Genomic DNA, 16,151 nt, shown 5'->3' on the forward strand with positions numbered 1-16,151 from the left:
CCGAGGACAGGCTAGAGGATGTCGGAGCCCGCGCGGGTCAGATCTCGCGGAGTCGTTCGGCCAGGTAGCGGTCGAGTCCCTCGAGCGGGATGCGCTCCTGCTGCATCGTGTCGCGGTCACGGACGGTCACGGCGTCGTCCTCGAGCGAGTCGAAGTCGACCGTCACCGCGAGCGGGGTTCCGATCTCGTCCTGCCGACGGTACCGGCGTCCGATCGCGCCCGAGTCGTCGAAGTCGACGTTGCGGCGCTTGCGGAGCCGGTCTGCGAGACCGCGGGCGAGCGGGGACAAGGCCTCGTTGCGCGAGAGCGGCAGAACGGCGACCTTGACCGGCGCGAGGCGCGGGTCGAGGCGCAGCACCGTGCGCTTGTCGGTGCCGCCCTTGGCGTTCGGCACCTGCTCCTCGTCGTACGCGTCGACGAGGAACGCCATGAGCGCGCGCGTCAGACCGAACGACGGCTCGATCACGAAGGGCACGTAGCGCTCGTTCTTGTTCTGGTCGAAGTAGCTCAGGTCTTTGCCCGAGTGCTCGATGTGCGTCTTCAGGTCGAAGTCGGTGCGGTTGGCGACGCCCATGAGCTCGCCCCACTCGCTGCCGACGAACTCGAACCGGTACTCGATGTCGATGGTCCGCTTCGAGTAGTGCGCCAGCGACTCCTTGGGGTGCTCGAACCGGCGGATGTTGTCCGGCTTGATGCCCAGATCGGTGAACCACTCCCAGGCGAGGTCGATCCAGGTCTCGAACCACTCCTCGTCCGTGCCCGGTTCGACGAAGTACTCGATCTCCATCTGCTCGAACTCGCGGGTGCGGAAGATGAAGTTGCCCGGCGTGATCTCGTTGCGGAACGCCTTGCCGATCTGGCCGATGCCGAACGGCGGCTTCTTGCGCGAGGTCTGCAGCACCGAGGCGAAGTCGGTGAAGATGCCCTGCGCCGTCTCCGGGCGCATGTAGTGCAGGCCGGACTCGTCGTCGACGACGCCGAGGTAGGTCTTCATGAGGCCCGAGAACTGCCGGATCGGCGTCCACTGGCCGACCTTGTCCGGGTGATCCGGGTCCGGGATGTCGTCGAGGCCGTTCGCCGGCGGGTGGCCGTGCTCGGCCTCGTACGCCTCGAACAGGTGGTCGGCACGGTAGCGCTTGTGGGTGATGAGCGACTCGGTCAGCGGGTCGCTGAACACCTGAACGTGACCGGACGCCTCCCACACGGCGGTCGGCAGGATGATGGCCGAGTCGAGGCCCACCATGTCGCCGCGGCCGCGCACGAAGGAGTTCCACCACTCGCGCTTGATGTTCTCCTTCAGCTCCACGCCGAGGGGACCGTAGTCCCACGCCGACCGGGTTCCGCCGTAGATCTCTCCGGAGGGGAAGACGAATCCACGGTGCTGAGCCAGCGTGATGACGGAATCCAGTCTCGACGGTGCGGCCATGGTGCTCCCTGTGCGGTGCGGGTGTGTGGGGGACCCGTCCATCCTACTGAGGAAGCCGCACCGTCACCGCGCCGAGCGGAACTCCTGCTCGAGGATCGCGTAGACGGCGGTGTCGGACCACTCGCCCTTGAAGATCTCGGTCTCGCGCAGGAGGGCCTCCTGGCGCATCCCGAGACGCTCGCACAGGCGGGCGGATGCGTCGTTGCGGGCGTCGAGCTGGGCGAAGACGCGGTGGGCGCCGAGGGTGTCGAAGCAGAGCTCGAGCACCCGCTGGGCCGCCTCGGTCGCGTAGCCGGCGCCGTGGACGGCGGGGTGGAAGACCCAGCCCATCTCGAACTTGCCCCAGGTCGCGTTCTTCAGGAAGAGGCTGATGTCGCCGATCACGCGGCCACGGCCGCCCTCAGCGTCGGCCAGCTCGACGGCGAAGACGATGCCGTCGCCGTTCTCGGCCAGGCGGTTCATGGCGATCCGCTTGCGCAGGTGCTCCGCCGACTCGTCGTGGTCGTGCACCTCCCAGTAGAGGTAGCGGACGACGTCCTTCAGCTTCTGGTAGGCGTGCACGTCCTCCAGGTCGCCCGTGTTCAGCGGGCGGAGCAGCAGGCGTTCGGTGCGCAGCTGCTCGGCGGCGTAGGGCAGGCCGGTCGCGCCGTGCGGCGGGATGACGGCGGTCGTGGTGGCTTCTTCGTCGCTCACGGTCGCTCCTCGTGCTGTGTGGTGCGGGATGGTGCGTGGTTCAGGATGCCGCTGACTCGTCCTCGACGGCGGTGAGGCGCGGGCGGGCGCGCTCGGCGTCCACATCCACGCCGAAGACGGCGGCGGCGCCGTCGATGAAGGACTGGGCGTCGCCCTGCCGGGCGAGCTCGCGCGCGCGGACCGACGGGGTGTGGAGCAGGACTCCGGCCAGGTGGCGCAGAGCCGCCTCGGTCTGCTCGCTGCCGTCCCCGCGGCTCCTGGCGCGCTCGATCTCGGCGTCCAGGACGTCGAAGACGTGCTTGCGCAAGGCGACGAGGGCCGGAGTGACCTCCTGCTCGGCGGTCTGCGCCCGGTATTCGGCGGCGGCCGCGTCCACGATGCTGCGGGCGTCATCCGCGGCCTGCAGCTCGGTCAGCGGCGCGTGGATGCTGATGGTCTCGAGGTCGAGCAGCTCGACGCCCAGCAGCTCGGCGACCGCCGGGTCGACGTTGCGGGGGAGCCCGAGGTCGATCACCAGGCGGCGCTCGACCGCGCCCGGCAGGGCGACGGCCTGGGCGAGGAGCGGCCGGGTCAGGACGTAGTCGGTGACGGCCGAGCAGGTGACGACGAGGTCGCTCTCCGCCAGCGCGTCGACGAGCCCGTCGGCGGCGACGGGCGCGATGTCGTGCGAGAGGGCGAACTTCGCCGCGCGACCCGACGGCGAGTACACCCGCACGTCGGTCACGCCGCGGTCACGGAGGGCGGCGAGGCTGGCGCCCGCGTACTTGCCGGTGCCGACGAGCAGCACGCGGGTCTGCGCCCAGTCGCTGACCCGGCTCTCGGCGAGGTCGAGGGCGAGGCGGACGAGGGAGCGGCCGGCCGTCATGATGCCGGTGCGGTTCTTCACGCCGCGGGAGGTGCGCGATGCGACCTGGAACAGGCGCTCCAGCTCGCTCGTCACCGATCCGTCGCGGCGGGCCGACTCCAGTGCGCGTCGCACCTGGCCGGCGATCTCGCCCTCTCCGACGACGACCGATTCGAGGCCGCTGGTCACGGCGAACAGGTGCTCGGCGACAGCGTGGTCGCTGTAGACGGCGCTGGCGCCGCGAAGCCGGTCGGGGTTGATGCCCGCCGCGCTGCTCACCGCATCCAGCACCGCCTCGGTGGACACGGCACGGGCGGCAGGGAGCGGCTCGTCGATGTCGAGGTAGGCCTCGAAGCGGTTGCAGGTCGCCAGGACGACCGAGCCCGAGACGATGTCGCTGTGCTCCGAGAGTGCGGCGGTGATGGCCGGAGCGTGACGCTCGAGCCGTTCCAGGAGGTCGAAGTCCGCCGTCCGGTGACTCGACGAGAAGCACAGAAGCACGGAGGAAAGCCTACGCTCGCGTCGGAGCAACCTCGAATCGGGGCCCAGGTTCCCTTCAGCCGGGCGTTCTCGCGGCAGAGCCCTGGCACAATCGTGTAGTGACCACCCTCGCCTCCGAGCATCCCCTCTCCTCCGGCCTCACCGCCTCCAGCTCCCTCGTCCGGGCGTACCAGGGCAAACGCCAGGAGGTGACACCGGTATGGTTCATGCGACAGGCGGGGCGCTCCCTGCCCGAGTACCGCGAGCTGCGGGACGGGACGCGCATGCTCGACGCCTGCCTCGACCCGGCGATGGCGAGCGAGATCACCCTGCAGCCCGTCCGGCGCCACGGTGTCGACGCGGGCATCTTCTTCAGCGACATCGTCGTCCCGCTGAAGCTCGCAGGAGTGGATGTGGAGATCGTTCCGGGCAAGGGGCCGGTCTTCGCGCAGGCCGTTCGCACGGCGGCGGACGTCGAGCGCCTGACCGCGATCGACCCGGCGTCGCTCGACGAGAGTGTCTTCGCGCCCATCCAGGAGGCCGTCCGCCTCACGGTGGCCGAGCTCGGCAGCACGCCGCTGATCGGCTTCGCCGGCGCTCCGTTCACCCTGGCTGCGTACCTCGTCGAGGGCGGTCCGTCGAAAGACCACATCCGCGCCCGGACCCTCATGCACGCCGATCCGGAAGCATGGGCTCGCCTGATGGAGTGGACCGCAGACGTCTCCGGTGCGTTCCTCCGGGCCCAGGTGCTCGCCGGCGCGAGCGCCGCCCAACTCTTCGACTCCTGGGCCGGTTCGCTGTCGCTCCACGACTATGTGACGCACGTGGCTCCCGCTTCGGCGCGCGCGCTGTCGCACGTCCGCGACCTGGCGTACGAGCTTCCCCGCACCGCGGCAGCCGGCGACGCCGAGCCCGCGCTCGACGACGTCGTGCGCAACGTCCCGCTCGTGCACTTCGGTGTCGGAACCGGCGAACTGCTCAAGGCGATGCACGAGGCGGGGGCGGATGCGGTGGGTGTCGACTACCGCATCCCGCTCGACGAGGCCAGCCGCCGTCTCGGGCACGTCGTGCCGGTGCAGGGGAACGTCGACCCGGCGATGCTGGACGCGCCGTGGCCGGTGCTCGAAGCCCACGTCCGCGATGTGCTCGACCGCGGCCGCGAGGCGCCCGCGCATATCCTCAACCTGGGTCACGGCGTCCCGCCGGAGACCGACCCCACTGTTCTGACGCGCGTCGTCGAGCTGGTGCACGGGTGGCGACCGGAGTGAGCGGCGAGGGCGACGACATCGGCGAGGAGATCCGCCATGCTGTCGAAGCGCCGCCCACGCGGATCGTCGTCGTCGGCGGAGGAATGGCCGGGCTCGTGGTCGCCCGCGAGTGCGCCCGTCCAGGGTTCGAGGTCACCCTCCTCGAGGCCTCCGACCGCGTCGGCGGCAGTGTCGCGCCGCTTCCCCTCGGCGGGATGACGCTGGATGCGGGTGCCGAGAGCTTCGCGACCCGAGGCGGCCACGTCGCCGAGCTCCTCAGCGACCTGGGTCTCGACGACGACGTGGTGCAGCCCAACCCCTCCGGTGCCTGGGTGCGCCACGGGAGCCGCTCGGTTCCCCTCCCGAAGGCCGGGCTGCTCGGCATCCCGAGCTCGCCGCTGGCCAAGGATGTCGTAGCGGCGATCGGCTGGCCCGGAGCTCTGCGCGCGTACCTCGACCGCCTGATGCCGGTGCTGAAGATCGGCAAGGAGCGTCGCCTCGGCACGCTCGTCCGCAAGCGCATGGGAAGCAGAGTGCTCGACCTCCTCGTGGCCCCGGTCGCGACCGGCGTGTACTCGGCCGCACCCGACGAGCTGGATGTCGAAGTGGTCGCCCCGGGGCTCAACTCCGCGCTCACCCGGCTGGGCTCGCTGTCCGGCGCGGTCGGCGAACTGCGATCGGCGTCGAAGGCGGGAAGCGCGGTCGGCGGGATCCGCGGCGGGATGTGGCGGCTGCCGGAGGCGCTCGCCGCAGACGTCGAGGCGCGCGGCGGGACGGTTCGCACGGGCGCCGCGGTCGCGGCCATCGACCGGTGGAGCGCGCCGGACGCCGAGGAGACGGCGCGCGCTGTCGTCGAGTCGGTGCTGGCCGAGTCGCTCGCGGGTGACGAGGCGACGGCGACCGTCCCGGAAGCGGAGGCGCCCCGCCCGGCCCGTTGGGTCGTGCGCACGGCCGACGGCCACGAACTCCCGGCCGATGTCGTGGTGCTCGCCGCTCCGGCCGACGCCTCGCTGCGGCTCCTCCCCGCACTCGAGACGGCGCCGGGCGACACAGGCGATCTCGCCGACCTCGCGGGCCTGGACTGGCCCGCCGCCTCCAGCGTCGAGCTGGTGACCCTCGTGATCGACGACGACCGCCTCTCGACCACGCCGGTCGGGACGGGTGTGCTCGTCGCTGATGTTCCCGGCACGGATGTGCGCGCCAAGGCGATGACCCACTCCAGCGCGAAGTGGGCTTGGGTCGCGCAGGCCGCCGGACCCGGCCGCCATGTGGTCCGGCTCTCCTACGGACGCGCCGGTCGCGCGGCGGAGACGCGGGACCTGGACGACGCCGGACTGCGCGCTCTGGCGGTCGCCGACGCGTCCCGGCTTCTCAATATTCCGATCGCGGAATCCGCCGTGGCCGCATTCGCCCGAACCCCCTGGACGAACGCCCTCCCGTATGCGACAGTGGGGCAGCGGGAACGCATCCAGCGGGTCCGCACCGAGGTCGACGGCGTCGAGGGTCTCGAGGTCACCGGGTCCTGGCTGACCGGTACGGGCCTCACCTCCGTCATCCCGGATGCGCGCCGGACTGCCGAGCGCGCGAGAGGTCTACGCTGGAGGGCCCTGACGGCCGCACTCCACGCGGACAGCTCAGGAACCACCGAACAGGGACTCGAGACTTAGGAGACGGAATGCGCGGCAAACTCCTCTTCATCGCCGGAGCGGCGGTGGGCTACGTGCTCGGCGCCCGCGCCGGACGGGAACGCTACGACCAGATCAAGGCCGCGGCCGCCCAGGCCTGGCAGTCGCCGAGCGTGCAGAAGCAGGTGCACGCGGTGGAGGACTTCGTGTCCGAGAAGGTCGGCGAGTTCCCCGAGACCGCGTACATCACGGTGAAGAAGCTCGTCGTGCAGGCGAACCGCCGCCGCCGAGAGGCCCGGGCGCCGTATCCGTCGCCCGCCGCCGAGGCCGCCATCCGCGCGGGAGACGGCCGCAGCGACACGTCGTCCTGACGGGAGTACTGTACGGAAGCGACGAGGGGAGACGCCGATGACCGACCGTGAGCGGGGAGCCGCAGGCGCTGCCGGCGCGACCGGACCGCAGCAGGTGCGGACGCCCGGGCAGCGCGCCCGAGCGGAACAGGCGAAGTCCCGGCCTCTCGTCCAGCTGATCTCCGATCTGCCCCGGCTGATCGTCGAGCTGCTCAAGGCCGAACTGAACCACCTCAAAGCCGAGTTCGCCGAGAAGGCGAAGTATGCCGGCGTCGGCATGGGGCTCCTCGCAGGGGCCGCCTTCTTCCTGTTCTTCGCGTTCGCGACCCTGGTCGCCGCGGCGATCCTCGGCATCGCGGTCGCGCTGCCCGCCTGGGCGGCCGCGCTCATCGTCTTCGGCGCGCTCGTCGTGATCGCCGTGATCCTGGCGCTGGTCGGCATCCGCTCGTTCAAGAAGATGGACGGCGTCGCCCCCTCGCAGACCATCGACAGCATCAAGGAAGACGCGGACGCGCTGAAGGGACTGGGGAAGTATGACAACTGACCGCAGCGACGTCGACCGGGCGCGGGCCGAGCTCGCCGCAACGGTGGAGGCGATCGAGTACAAGCTGAACGTGCCGAAGCGCGCGGCCGAGACCGTCGAGCGGCTGCGCCGGGACAACCCGCTGGCCCTCGCCGGGATCGCGGCCGCGGCGGTCGCGGCGACCGCCCTCGCCGTGTGGGGCGTCGTCCGTCTCGTCCGACGGTGAGCGCCTCCGCGTTTTTGGCCTTCTCAGGTTTGGGAGGGAGACTGTGGGTATGAGTACCCCGGCTGCCGTTCCGGCAGAGTCGACCACCCCCGACACCCCCACCGACGCCCCGACCGGATTCACGCTCTGGGCTGTGCTGCGCCGCGATCCCGCCCGACCGGACGACCTCGACGGCACGGACGTTCCGACCGCCGTCTCCGAGCTCGAAGGCGTGATCGCCGACATGGAGCTCCAGAACGTCACGACGCGCGGACTCTACGACGTCTCCGGCCTCCGCGCCGACGCCGACGTGATGATCTGGCTGCACGGCCCCGAGGCCGAGGCGCTGCAGTGGGGACTCCGCCAGCTGCGTCGCACGCGACTGCTGAAGGCGCTCCTCCCGACCTGGAACGCCATGGGCGTTCACCGCGACGCCGAGTTCAACAAGTCCCACGTCCCCGGCTTCCTCCGGGGCAAGGACCCGAAGGAGTGGCTCTGCGTCTACCCGTTCGTGCGCAGCTACGAGTGGTACCTGCTTCCGGATGAGGAGCGGTCCAAGATGCTCGCCGAGCACGGACGAAAGGGTGCCGCCTTCCGGTCGGTGCTCGCGAACACCGTCGCCTCGTTCGCCCTCGGCGACTACGAGTGGATCCTTCCCCTCGAGGCGGACGAGCTCACCGACCTCGTCGACATGATGCGCGAGCTCCGCTATACGGAAGCGCGTCGCCACGTGCGCGAAGAGGTCCCGTTCTTCACCGGGCGCCGCATCCAGCCGGCCGAGGTCGTGGAGGTCCTGCAGTGACGGATGCGCAGACCACCCAGCGCGTGCTGGGTGCGACCCCGGCTGCGGCCGCGGGCCCCGAGCACGTGACGGAGCCGACCGCGTACGACGCCATCCTGCTCGCAGGATTCGGCGGCCCGGAGGGGCAGGACGACGTCATCCCCTTCCTCCGCAACGTCACGCGCGGCCGCGGCATCCCGGAGGAGCGGCTCGAAGAGGTCGCCCACCACTACCGTCACTTCGGCGGGGTCAGCCCCATCAACGACCAGAACCGCGAGCTCAAGGCGGCCCTGGAGGCGGAGCTCGCCGAGCGCGGCATCGACCTGCCGGTGCTGTGGGGAAACCGCAACTGGGACCCGTACCTCGCCGACGCGCTCCGCGAGGCCGACGAGCGCGGCTTCACGAAGCTGATCGCGATCGCGACGAGCGCGTACTCCTCGTACTCGAGCTGCCGGCAGTACCGCGAGGACTTCGCGGGCGCGCTGGAGGCCACGGGACTTGAGGGGCGCATCCAGATCGACAAGGTGCGCCAGTTCTTCGACCATCCGGGCTTCGTCGAGCCGTTCATCGAGGGCGTCAAGAACGCCATCGACGAGCTGCAGCAGAAGCTGCCGGGCATCAACCCGGCGACCGAGGTGCGCATCCTGTTCTCGACGCACTCCATCCCGTCGACCGACGCGGCCAAGTCCGGGCCGGCCGAGCGCGGCTTCGGCGAGGGCGGCGCCTATGCGGCGCAGCACCTCGCGGTCGCCGAGGTCGTCTCGCACGCCGCGACCGGGGGCACCGTGGGCTGGGATCTGGTCTACCAGTCCCGCTCGGGCCCGCCGTCGATGCCGTGGCTGGAGCCCGACATCAACGACCGCATCGCCGAGCTCCCCGCGCTCGGGATCAAGGCTGTCGTCATCGTGCCGCTCGGCTTCGTCAGCGACCACATGGAGGTCCTCTGGGATCTCGACAACGAGGCGATGGAGACCAGCGACGAGAACGGCCTGGTCGCCGTCCGCGTGCCCACTCCCGGCACCCACGCGGCGTATGTGAAGGGACTGGTGGACCTCGTCCTCGAGCGTCGCGACGCCGTCCCGGTCGACCAGCGTCCGGCGATGACGTCGCTCGGCCCCTGGTATGACGTGTGCCGGCCCGGCTGCTGCGAGAACGTCCGGCTCGGCTTCAAGCCCGCCGCTGCGGGGCTGGCGCCGTGACCGGGACCGTGACGAGGGTCGACGGCGCCGCGGAGCGTCGCGAGGGAGTGCTGCGCATCGGCACCCGCGGCAGCGCGCTGGCGGTCGCGCAGACGACGGCCGTCGCCGAGTCCATCGCTCGCGCGACCGGGCTGGATGTCGAACTCGTCACGGTGACCACCCACGGCGACACGTCGCGCGAGTCGCTGGCTCAACTCGGCGGCACGGGCGTGTTCGCGACCGCCCTGCGCGACGCCCTGCACGCCGGCGAGGTCGACCTCGTCGTGCACTCGCTCAAGGACCTCCCGACCGCGCCGGCACCCGGGCTCGTCATCGGTGCCGTCCCCAAGCGGGCCGATGCCCGCGACACGCTCGCCGCGCGCGAGGGTCTGACGCTCGAGACACTCCCCGGGGGCGCCCGCGTGGGCACGGGGTCTCCCCGCCGCGTCGCCCAGCTGAAGTCCCAGCGCCCCGACCTCGACGTCGTCGACCTGCGCGGCAACGTCGACACGCGCCTCCGCATGGTGGCCGACGGTGAGCTGGATGCGGTGGTGCTCGCCGCCGCGGGCCTCAGCCGTCTCGGCCGTCTCGACGCCGTGACCGACTACTTCCCGCTGTCGCTCGTCCCGACCGCTCCCGGCCAGGGAGCGCTCGCGCTCGAAGTCCGCGCCGGAGACGAGAAGGGCCGCGGTCCGATCGCCCGGGCGCTCTCTGCGGTCGACCACGTCACCACGCATGCGTCGGTGACCGCCGAACGGCACGTGCTCGCCGGTCTCGAGGCCGGATGCGCCGCTCCCATCGGCGCGACTGCGCTGGTCGACGACGGCCTGCTCTTCCTCACGGCGACCGTGTACCGGCCCGACGGCACGGAGAAGCTCACCGCATCCCACGCCGCCACCCCCGACTCGCTGAGCGCCGCCCATCTCGACGAGGCCGCACAGGATGTGGGCGCCCGCGTCGTCGCAGAGCTGCTGGAGGCCGGGGCCGCGTCGCTTGCTCCACTCGGGAGCGATCGATGACCAATACCGCTCCGACCCCGAAGCCGCTCGCCGGCTGGCGCGTGCTCGTGCCGCGCGGCGGTCCGTGGGGCGACTCGGTCGCCGCCGACCTGCGGGCGAAGGGCGCATCGCCGGTCGTCGCCGCGATGATCAACTTCGCGCCGACGGCGGACGCCTCAGCACTCGAGGCGGCCCTCGCCCGGCTGGCGAAGGGCGAGTTCGACTGGATGACGGTCACGAGCGCCACGACGGTGGATGTGCTCAGCGCCCAGCGCGCCGTCGTCCCGCCCACGACACGGGTCGCCGCGGTGGGCGAGACCACCGCCGCCGCACTCGCCGCCGCCGGCTATCACGTCGACCTGGTGCCGTCGGAGGACAACTCCGCCCGCGGCCTGCTCGCCGAATGGGAGGCGGCCACCCAGGGCGCGTTCCCCTTGCGCATCCTCACCCTCCGCTCCGAGATCGCGAAGCCCCTCCTCACCGAGGGGCTGCGTCGCATCGGGCACGATGTCGAATCGGTCGTCGCTTATCGGACCGTCGGGGTGCCTGTTCCCGAGAACGTCATCACCGACGTGCGCGACGGGCTCGTGCAGGCGATCCTGGTCACCAGCGGCTCGGTCGCCGAGCAGGTGCAGAAACAGCTTGGCCCCGTCCCGGAGTCGACGCTGATCGCGGCCATCGGTCCGCAGACCGCGCGCGATGCCCGCTCCTTCGGCCTCCGGGTCGATGTCATCGCGGCCGAGCGCACCGCCGCATCCCTCATCGACGCGGTCGTGCAGGTCGCGCAGGCGCGCGCCCGCGACGCCGACGACTCCTGAGTTTTTCGGCTTCCCGCAACGCATTCGCGCGAAAAAGTCCGGAGCTGTTAGCTGGGAGGACGCTCAGTTCGCCGGGCGTAGGCTGATGTGAGTGAGTGAACTGCATCCCGTCATCCGGCCGCGACGGCTGCGGCAGTCCCCGGCGATGCGCCGGCTGACCGCCGAGACCCGCCTCCACCCCGCCGAGCTGATCCTCCCGCTCTTCGTCCGCGAGGGCGCCACCGAGGCCGTTCCGATCGCCTCGATGCCCGGCGTCTCCCAGCACAGCCTCGACTCGCTGAAGCGCGTCGCGAACGAGGCGGCGGAGGCCGGCGTCGGCGGTCTGATGCTCTTCGGAGTTCCGGAGGAGCGCGACGCCATCGGCTCCGGAGCGACCGATCCCGACGGCATCCTCAACATCGCGACGCGGGTGCTCGCCGACGAGGTGGGCGACGCGCTCGTGGTCCAGACCGACCTGTGCCTCGACGAGTTCACCGACCACGGCCACTGCGGGGTCCTGGATGCGCGCGGCCACGTCGACAACGACGCCACCCTCGTCCGCTACCGCGACATGGCGGTCGCGCAGGCGGAGGCCGGGTCGCAGCTCCTCGGCCTCAGCGGGATGATGGACGGCCAGGTCGCCGCCGTCCGCGAGGCCCTCGACGAGACCGGGCACACGGATGTCGTCATCCTGGCCTACGCGGCCAAGTACGCGTCCGGCTTCTACGGGCCGTTCCGCGAGGCCGTCGACTCGCAGCTCTCCGGCGACCGCCGCGCCTACCAGCAGGACCCGGCGAACCGTCGGGAGGGCCTGCGCGAAGCGCGGCTCGACCTGGAGGAGGGCGCCGACATCCTCATGGTGAAGCCCGCGCTCAGCTACCTCGACGTTCTCAGCGATGTCGCCGCGATCAGCGACGTCCCGGTCTGGGCGTACCAGGTGTCGGGGGAGTACGCGATGGTGGAGGCCGCGGCGGCCAACGGCTGGATCGACCGCGACCGGATCATCGAAGAGACGCTGATCGGTGCACGCCGCGCCGGCGCCGACGCGATCATGACCTACTGGGCGACGGAGGTGGCCGGGTGGCTGCGATGAACGACGAGAACGAGCAGCAGTTCGAGCGGGCGCAGCGCGTCATCCCGGGCGGTGTGAACTCGCCGGTTCGCGCCTTCCGCTCGGTCGGCGGAACCCCGCGCTTCCTGGTGTCGGCCTCCGGGCCGTACGTCACCGACGCGGACGGCCGCGAGTACGTCGACCTGGTCGCGTCGTGGGGTCCGGCGATCCTCGGCCACGCCCATCCTGCCGTCGTGGATGCGGTACAGCAGGCGGCCGCGCGCGGCCTGTCCTTCGGCGCGTCGACCCCCGCCGAGACCGAGCTCGCCGAGGCCGTGATCGGCCGTGTCCCGTTCATCGAGAAGCTGCGGCTGGTGTCCACCGGCACCGAGGCGACGATGAGCGCCATCCGCCTCGCCCGCGGGTTCACGGGCCGGCCGCTGCTCATCAAGTTCGCCGGGCACTATCACGGCCATTCGGACAGCCTGCTGGCCGAGGCCGGTTCGGGTCTTGCCACCCTCGCCCTCCCCGGCTCTGCGGGCGTGACCGAGGCGACGGCCGCCCAGACGATCGTGCTCCCGTACAACGATCTGGATGCGGTGCGCGCGGTCTTCGAGGCGCAGGGCCCCGACATCGCCGCCGTCATCACCGAGGCCGCCGCCGCCAACATGGGCGTCGTCCCGCCGGACGCGGGCTTCAACGCCGCGCTGACCGACCTCGCCCACGAGTTCGGCGCTCTGCTCATCCTCGACGAGGTGCTGACCGGTTTCCGCGTCAGCGACGCCGGCTTCTGGGGGCTCGACCGCGGCTACACGCCCGACCTGGTGACGTTCGGCAAGGTCATCGGCGGCGGGATGCCGCTGGCGGCCCTCGGCGGACGCGCGGAGCTCATGGACTTCCTCGCGCCGGCCGGTCCGGTGTACCAGGCGGGCACCCTCTCCGGGAACCCGGTCGCGGTCGCCGCCGGTCTCGCCACGCTGGCGAACGCCGACGAGGCCGTCTACGACCGCCTCGATACTGTCGCGGAGACGGTGTCGTCGGGGGTCTCGGATGCGCTCTCGGACGCCGGAGTCGCCCACCGGGTGCAGCACGCGGGCAACCTGTTCAGCGTCGTCTTCGGCGACTTCGACCGGGCCCCACGCACGTACGCGGAAGTGCAGCGGCAGGAGGCGTACCGCTACCGTGCGTTCTTCCACGCGATGCTCGACCAGGGCGTCTCGCTGCCGCCGAGCGTCTTCGAGGCGTGGTTCGTCACCGCTGCGCACGACGCGGCAGCCGTCGACCGCATCCTGAACGCCCTCCCGGCCGCCGCCCGCGCCGCGGCCGCCGCCACGCCCGCCGTCTAACCCGCCCCGCCACCTCCGCAACCCCCTTCGCCGAGGTGCACCTTGTTGCGCTCTCCCACGGCGTGTCGACCGCAACAACGTGCACCTCGACGCCGGAGAGGCGAGGGAGGGGGGGAGGGGGGGCTCAGGCGTCGGGGGCGGCGGGTTCGCGCGAGAGGGATTCCACGTAGGTGTAGGTCGCGGACGCGGGCCAGCCGTCCGCATCCAGCAGGGCGTAGACGTCGAAGTTGAGCGTCCCGCCGCCGCCGGCCGCACGCCGGAGCGTGCGAGGAGGGGCGTCCGACGAGGAGCGGACGGTCACCGTCTGCGGCTCCGCGCCCAAACGCAGAAGGCGGGCGCGGAAGGTGGTGGTCCGGGTCATCCCACCACTCTCCCACGCCCGCCCGGAGGACGGGACCGGAGTCCCTAGGCTTGGCCGTGCGACGCCCTCGAGCGCCGCGACAGCGAGTCGATGATCACGGCGAGCAGCAGCACGGCGCCGGTGATCATGAAGCGGTACGACGAGTCCAGGTTGAGGAGCGTCAGACCGTTCGAGATCGACTGGATGACCAGGATGCCGAGCAGCGCCGACCACGCGGAGCCGCGTCCACCGAACAGGCTCGTCCCGCCGATCACCGCCGCCGCGATCGCGTTCAGATTGGTGTCGGTTCCGCCCGACCCCGCTCCTACCGACGCCAGGCGCGCGGCGGCGAGCAGGCCGCCGACGGCCGCGAACGTCGAACACAGGATGAACACGCTGATGAAGACGCGGTTGACGCGGATACCGGCTCGACGTGCCGCCTCCACCGAGCCGCCGACCGCGAAGACCGAGCGGCCCCAGCGGGTGCGCGTGAGCAGGAAGTTCATCACGATCACGAGCACGACGAAGAACAGGAACATCGCGCCCGTGCCGCGGTCGGTGGACAGGTACCAAACACTGATGCACAGCCCGACGAGCAGCAGCGCCGCCTTGAGGGCGACGACCGTCATCGACCCCTCCGACAGACCGGCGTTGCGGCGCCGGACGTTGCGCCGGAAATCGGAGAAGAACATCCCGCCCGCCGCGATCACCGCCAGGGCGTACGCCGCCCATGGCGGGAGGAACCACTGCTGCGCGAACTTCACGATCCACGAGTCGTAGGGGATGTTGATCGAGCTGTTCGCGCCGAGGATCCACAGCTGGAGGCCGAGGAAGCCGAGGAGACCGGCCAGCGTGATCACGAAGCTCGGGACGCCGAACCGGGTGAACAGGAAGCCGTAGAGCAGACCGATCGCCGAACCGGCGAGGATCGCGACGATCACGGTGAGCCACAGCGGCCAGTGCAGCTGGGTGAAGCCGACGCCGAGGATGGCCGCGGCGACACCGCTCACCGACCCGACCGACAGGTCGATCTGGCCGAGCAGCAGCACCAGCACGATGCCGATCGAGATCGTGCCGATCGCGGCGCACTGCAGGGTCAGGTTGACCAGGTTGTTCGCGCTGAGGAAGTTGGGGTTGAGGATCTGGAACACGACCCAGATCACGACGAGTCCGATGACGACCGGCAGCGATCCGAGGTCGCCGCCGCGCACCCGGCGTCCGAAGGCGCGGACCGCTCCGCCGAGCCCTTCGTCGCGGATGATCCGCTCGTCCTGGAGGTCCGCCGCCAGTTCGGCCGGCGTCTCTGGTGCCTTTGTCATGCTTCCGGGCTCCGTTCGGGGGATTCTTCGGCCTCCATGAGCCGTTCGGCGCGACGCACCACGACGTTGTCGGTCGCGCCGGTGATGGCGGAGATGATCTCCTCGTAGCTGACCTCCGGCACGCGGAAGTCGCCGTTGTTGCGGCCGAGGCGCAGCACCGCGACGCGGTCGGCGACGGCCTGCACGTCGGCCATGTTGTGGCTGATCAGGATGACGCCGAGCCCGCGCTCGCGCAGCCGCTCGATGAGGTTGAGCACCTCGGCGGTCTGCGCGACGCCGAGGGCGGCGGTCGGCTCGTCGAGGATGACGACGCGGGGGTCGCCGATCAGCGATCGGGCGATCGCGACGGTCTGCCGCTGTCCGCCGGAGAGCGAAGCGACCGCGATGCGGACCGAGGGGATGCGGGCCGACAGCTGCCGGAGCAGGCTCCACGACCGCTTCTCCATCTCCTCCTCGTCGAGCGTTCCCTTGCTGATCTCGCGACCGAGGAAGAGGTTGGAGACCACGTCGAGGTTGTCGCACAGGGCGAGGTCCTGGAAGACGGTGGCGATGCCGAGCTGCCGGGAGGCGGCGGGCGAGGGGATGTTCACCTCCTGGCCGTCGAACTCGATCGTCCCCGCGTCCTGCGGGTGGACGCCGGCGAGGATCTTGACGAGCGTCGACTTGCCGGCGCCGTTGTCGCCGACCAGGGCGACGACCTCTCCGGGGTAGACGTCGAGGTGGATGCCGGTGAGCGCTTGGACGGCGCCGAACCCTTTCGAGACCCCCCGCAGGGAGAGGACGGGACGGCGGGAGGACCGCTCCTCGTCCACGATCGCGGATTCCATGGTCACGGCGTTCTCCTTCGAGCTGTGCGCTGCATGCTTCCTGTTCTCAGGGTAGAGCGGAACCCGGCCCGGGGCGCCTCCTCCGTTGCTGCGGAGGAGGCGCTTTCCGGGCCGGGCATCC

Annotated in this window: 17 protein-coding genes; 11 read left to right on the top strand and 6 right to left on the bottom strand. The window is 71.1% G+C overall.

The window, feature by feature from the left end:
• Nucleotides 1-37: 37 nt before the first annotated feature.
• The 3 genes from J2Y42_RS05345 to J2Y42_RS05355 form a co-directional block, all read right to left on the bottom strand.
• Nucleotides 38-1,426, bottom strand: coding sequence for a glycine--tRNA ligase (locus J2Y42_RS05345; protein WP_018189158.1), 1,389 nt, complete (start codon nucleotides 1,424-1,426; stop codon nucleotides 38-40).
• Nucleotides 1,427-1,489: 63 nt separating this feature from the next.
• Nucleotides 1,490-2,119: a GNAT family protein gene (locus J2Y42_RS05350; RefSeq protein WP_309855678.1), complete on the bottom strand. Its 630-nt coding sequence runs from the start codon at nucleotides 2,117-2,119 to the stop codon at nucleotides 1,490-1,492.
• A 40-nt stretch (nucleotides 2,120-2,159) separates the two neighbouring features.
• Nucleotides 2,160-3,464: a glutamyl-tRNA reductase gene (locus tag J2Y42_RS05355; protein WP_309855679.1), complete on the bottom strand. Its 1,305-nt coding sequence runs from the start codon at nucleotides 3,462-3,464 to the stop codon at nucleotides 2,160-2,162.
• Between the two features lie 98 nt (nucleotides 3,465-3,562).
• Here J2Y42_RS05355 and hemE point away from each other — a divergent pair, with 98 nt between their 5' ends.
• From hemE to hemL, 11 genes are all read left to right on the top strand, one after another.
• Nucleotides 3,563-4,711, top strand: coding sequence for a uroporphyrinogen decarboxylase (hemE, locus tag J2Y42_RS05360; RefSeq protein ID WP_309855680.1), 1,149 nt, complete (start codon nucleotides 3,563-3,565; stop codon nucleotides 4,709-4,711).
• Nucleotides 4,696-6,357 (top strand): protoporphyrinogen oxidase, encoded by a 1,662-nt coding sequence (hemG, locus tag J2Y42_RS05365; RefSeq protein WP_309855681.1) that lies wholly within the window; start codon nucleotides 4,696-4,698, stop codon nucleotides 6,355-6,357. The genes hemE and hemG overlap by 16 nt, the downstream gene beginning before the upstream one ends.
• 8 nt (nucleotides 6,358-6,365) lie before the next feature.
• A complete protein-coding gene (locus tag J2Y42_RS05370; RefSeq protein WP_309855683.1) occupies nucleotides 6,366-6,686 on the top strand; it encodes a hypothetical protein in 321 nt (106 codons plus the stop codon).
• Between the two features lie 37 nt (nucleotides 6,687-6,723).
• Nucleotides 6,724-7,209 carry a phage holin family protein gene (locus tag J2Y42_RS05375; protein WP_309855685.1) on the top strand — a complete coding sequence of 162 codons (486 nt, stop codon included), beginning with the start codon at nucleotides 6,724-6,726 and terminating at the stop codon, nucleotides 7,207-7,209.
• Nucleotides 7,199-7,414, top strand: coding sequence for a DUF3618 domain-containing protein (locus J2Y42_RS05380; RefSeq protein ID WP_309855687.1), 216 nt, complete (start codon nucleotides 7,199-7,201; stop codon nucleotides 7,412-7,414). Before J2Y42_RS05375 ends, J2Y42_RS05380 begins: the two co-directional genes overlap by 11 nt.
• A gap of 49 nt (nucleotides 7,415-7,463) precedes the next feature.
• Nucleotides 7,464-8,195 (top strand): hydrogen peroxide-dependent heme synthase, encoded by a 732-nt coding sequence (gene hemQ, locus J2Y42_RS05385; RefSeq protein ID WP_309855689.1) that lies wholly within the window; start codon nucleotides 7,464-7,466, stop codon nucleotides 8,193-8,195.
• Nucleotides 8,192-9,373, top strand: a complete 1,182-nt coding sequence (locus J2Y42_RS05390; RefSeq protein ID WP_309855691.1) for a ferrochelatase — start codon at nucleotides 8,192-8,194, stop codon at nucleotides 9,371-9,373. Before hemQ ends, J2Y42_RS05390 begins: the two co-directional genes overlap by 4 nt.
• Nucleotides 9,370-10,371, top strand: coding sequence for a hydroxymethylbilane synthase (hemC, locus tag J2Y42_RS05395; RefSeq protein WP_309855693.1), 1,002 nt, complete (start codon nucleotides 9,370-9,372; stop codon nucleotides 10,369-10,371). Before J2Y42_RS05390 ends, hemC begins: the two co-directional genes overlap by 4 nt.
• A complete protein-coding gene (locus tag J2Y42_RS05400) occupies nucleotides 10,368-11,168 on the top strand; it encodes a uroporphyrinogen-III synthase (RefSeq protein WP_309855695.1) in 801 nt (266 codons plus the stop codon). The genes hemC and J2Y42_RS05400 overlap by 4 nt, the downstream gene beginning before the upstream one ends.
• 145 nt (nucleotides 11,169-11,313) lie before the next feature.
• Nucleotides 11,314-12,240 (top strand): porphobilinogen synthase, encoded by a 927-nt coding sequence (gene hemB, locus J2Y42_RS05405; protein WP_309858029.1) that lies wholly within the window; start codon nucleotides 11,314-11,316, stop codon nucleotides 12,238-12,240.
• A complete protein-coding gene (hemL, locus tag J2Y42_RS05410; RefSeq protein WP_309858032.1) occupies nucleotides 12,237-13,544 on the top strand; it encodes a glutamate-1-semialdehyde 2,1-aminomutase in 1,308 nt (435 codons plus the stop codon). The genes hemB and hemL overlap by 4 nt, the downstream gene beginning before the upstream one ends.
• Before the next feature lie 124 nt (nucleotides 13,545-13,668).
• On the opposite strand, the gene J2Y42_RS05415 is transcribed toward hemL, so the two are convergent.
• From J2Y42_RS05415 to J2Y42_RS05425, 3 genes are read right to left on the bottom strand one after another with little or no spacing between them, the layout of a single operon-like run.
• On the bottom strand, nucleotides 13,669-13,905 hold the full coding sequence (locus J2Y42_RS05415) for a hypothetical protein (RefSeq protein ID WP_309855697.1): 237 nt from the start codon (nucleotides 13,903-13,905) through the stop codon (nucleotides 13,669-13,671).
• A gap of 44 nt (nucleotides 13,906-13,949) precedes the next feature.
• Nucleotides 13,950-15,203: an ABC transporter permease subunit gene (locus J2Y42_RS05420; protein WP_309855699.1), complete on the bottom strand. Its 1,254-nt coding sequence runs from the start codon at nucleotides 15,201-15,203 to the stop codon at nucleotides 13,950-13,952.
• Nucleotides 15,200-16,030 carry an ATP-binding cassette domain-containing protein gene (locus J2Y42_RS05425; protein WP_309858034.1) on the bottom strand — a complete coding sequence of 277 codons (831 nt, stop codon included), beginning with the start codon at nucleotides 16,028-16,030 and terminating at the stop codon, nucleotides 15,200-15,202. The genes J2Y42_RS05420 and J2Y42_RS05425 overlap by 4 nt, the downstream gene beginning before the upstream one ends.
• Nucleotides 16,031-16,151: the final 121 nt, after the last annotated feature.

Source organism: Leifsonia sp. 1010, assembly GCF_031455295.1.
Taxonomy (GTDB): Bacteria; Actinomycetota; Actinomycetes; order Actinomycetales; family Microbacteriaceae; genus Leifsonia.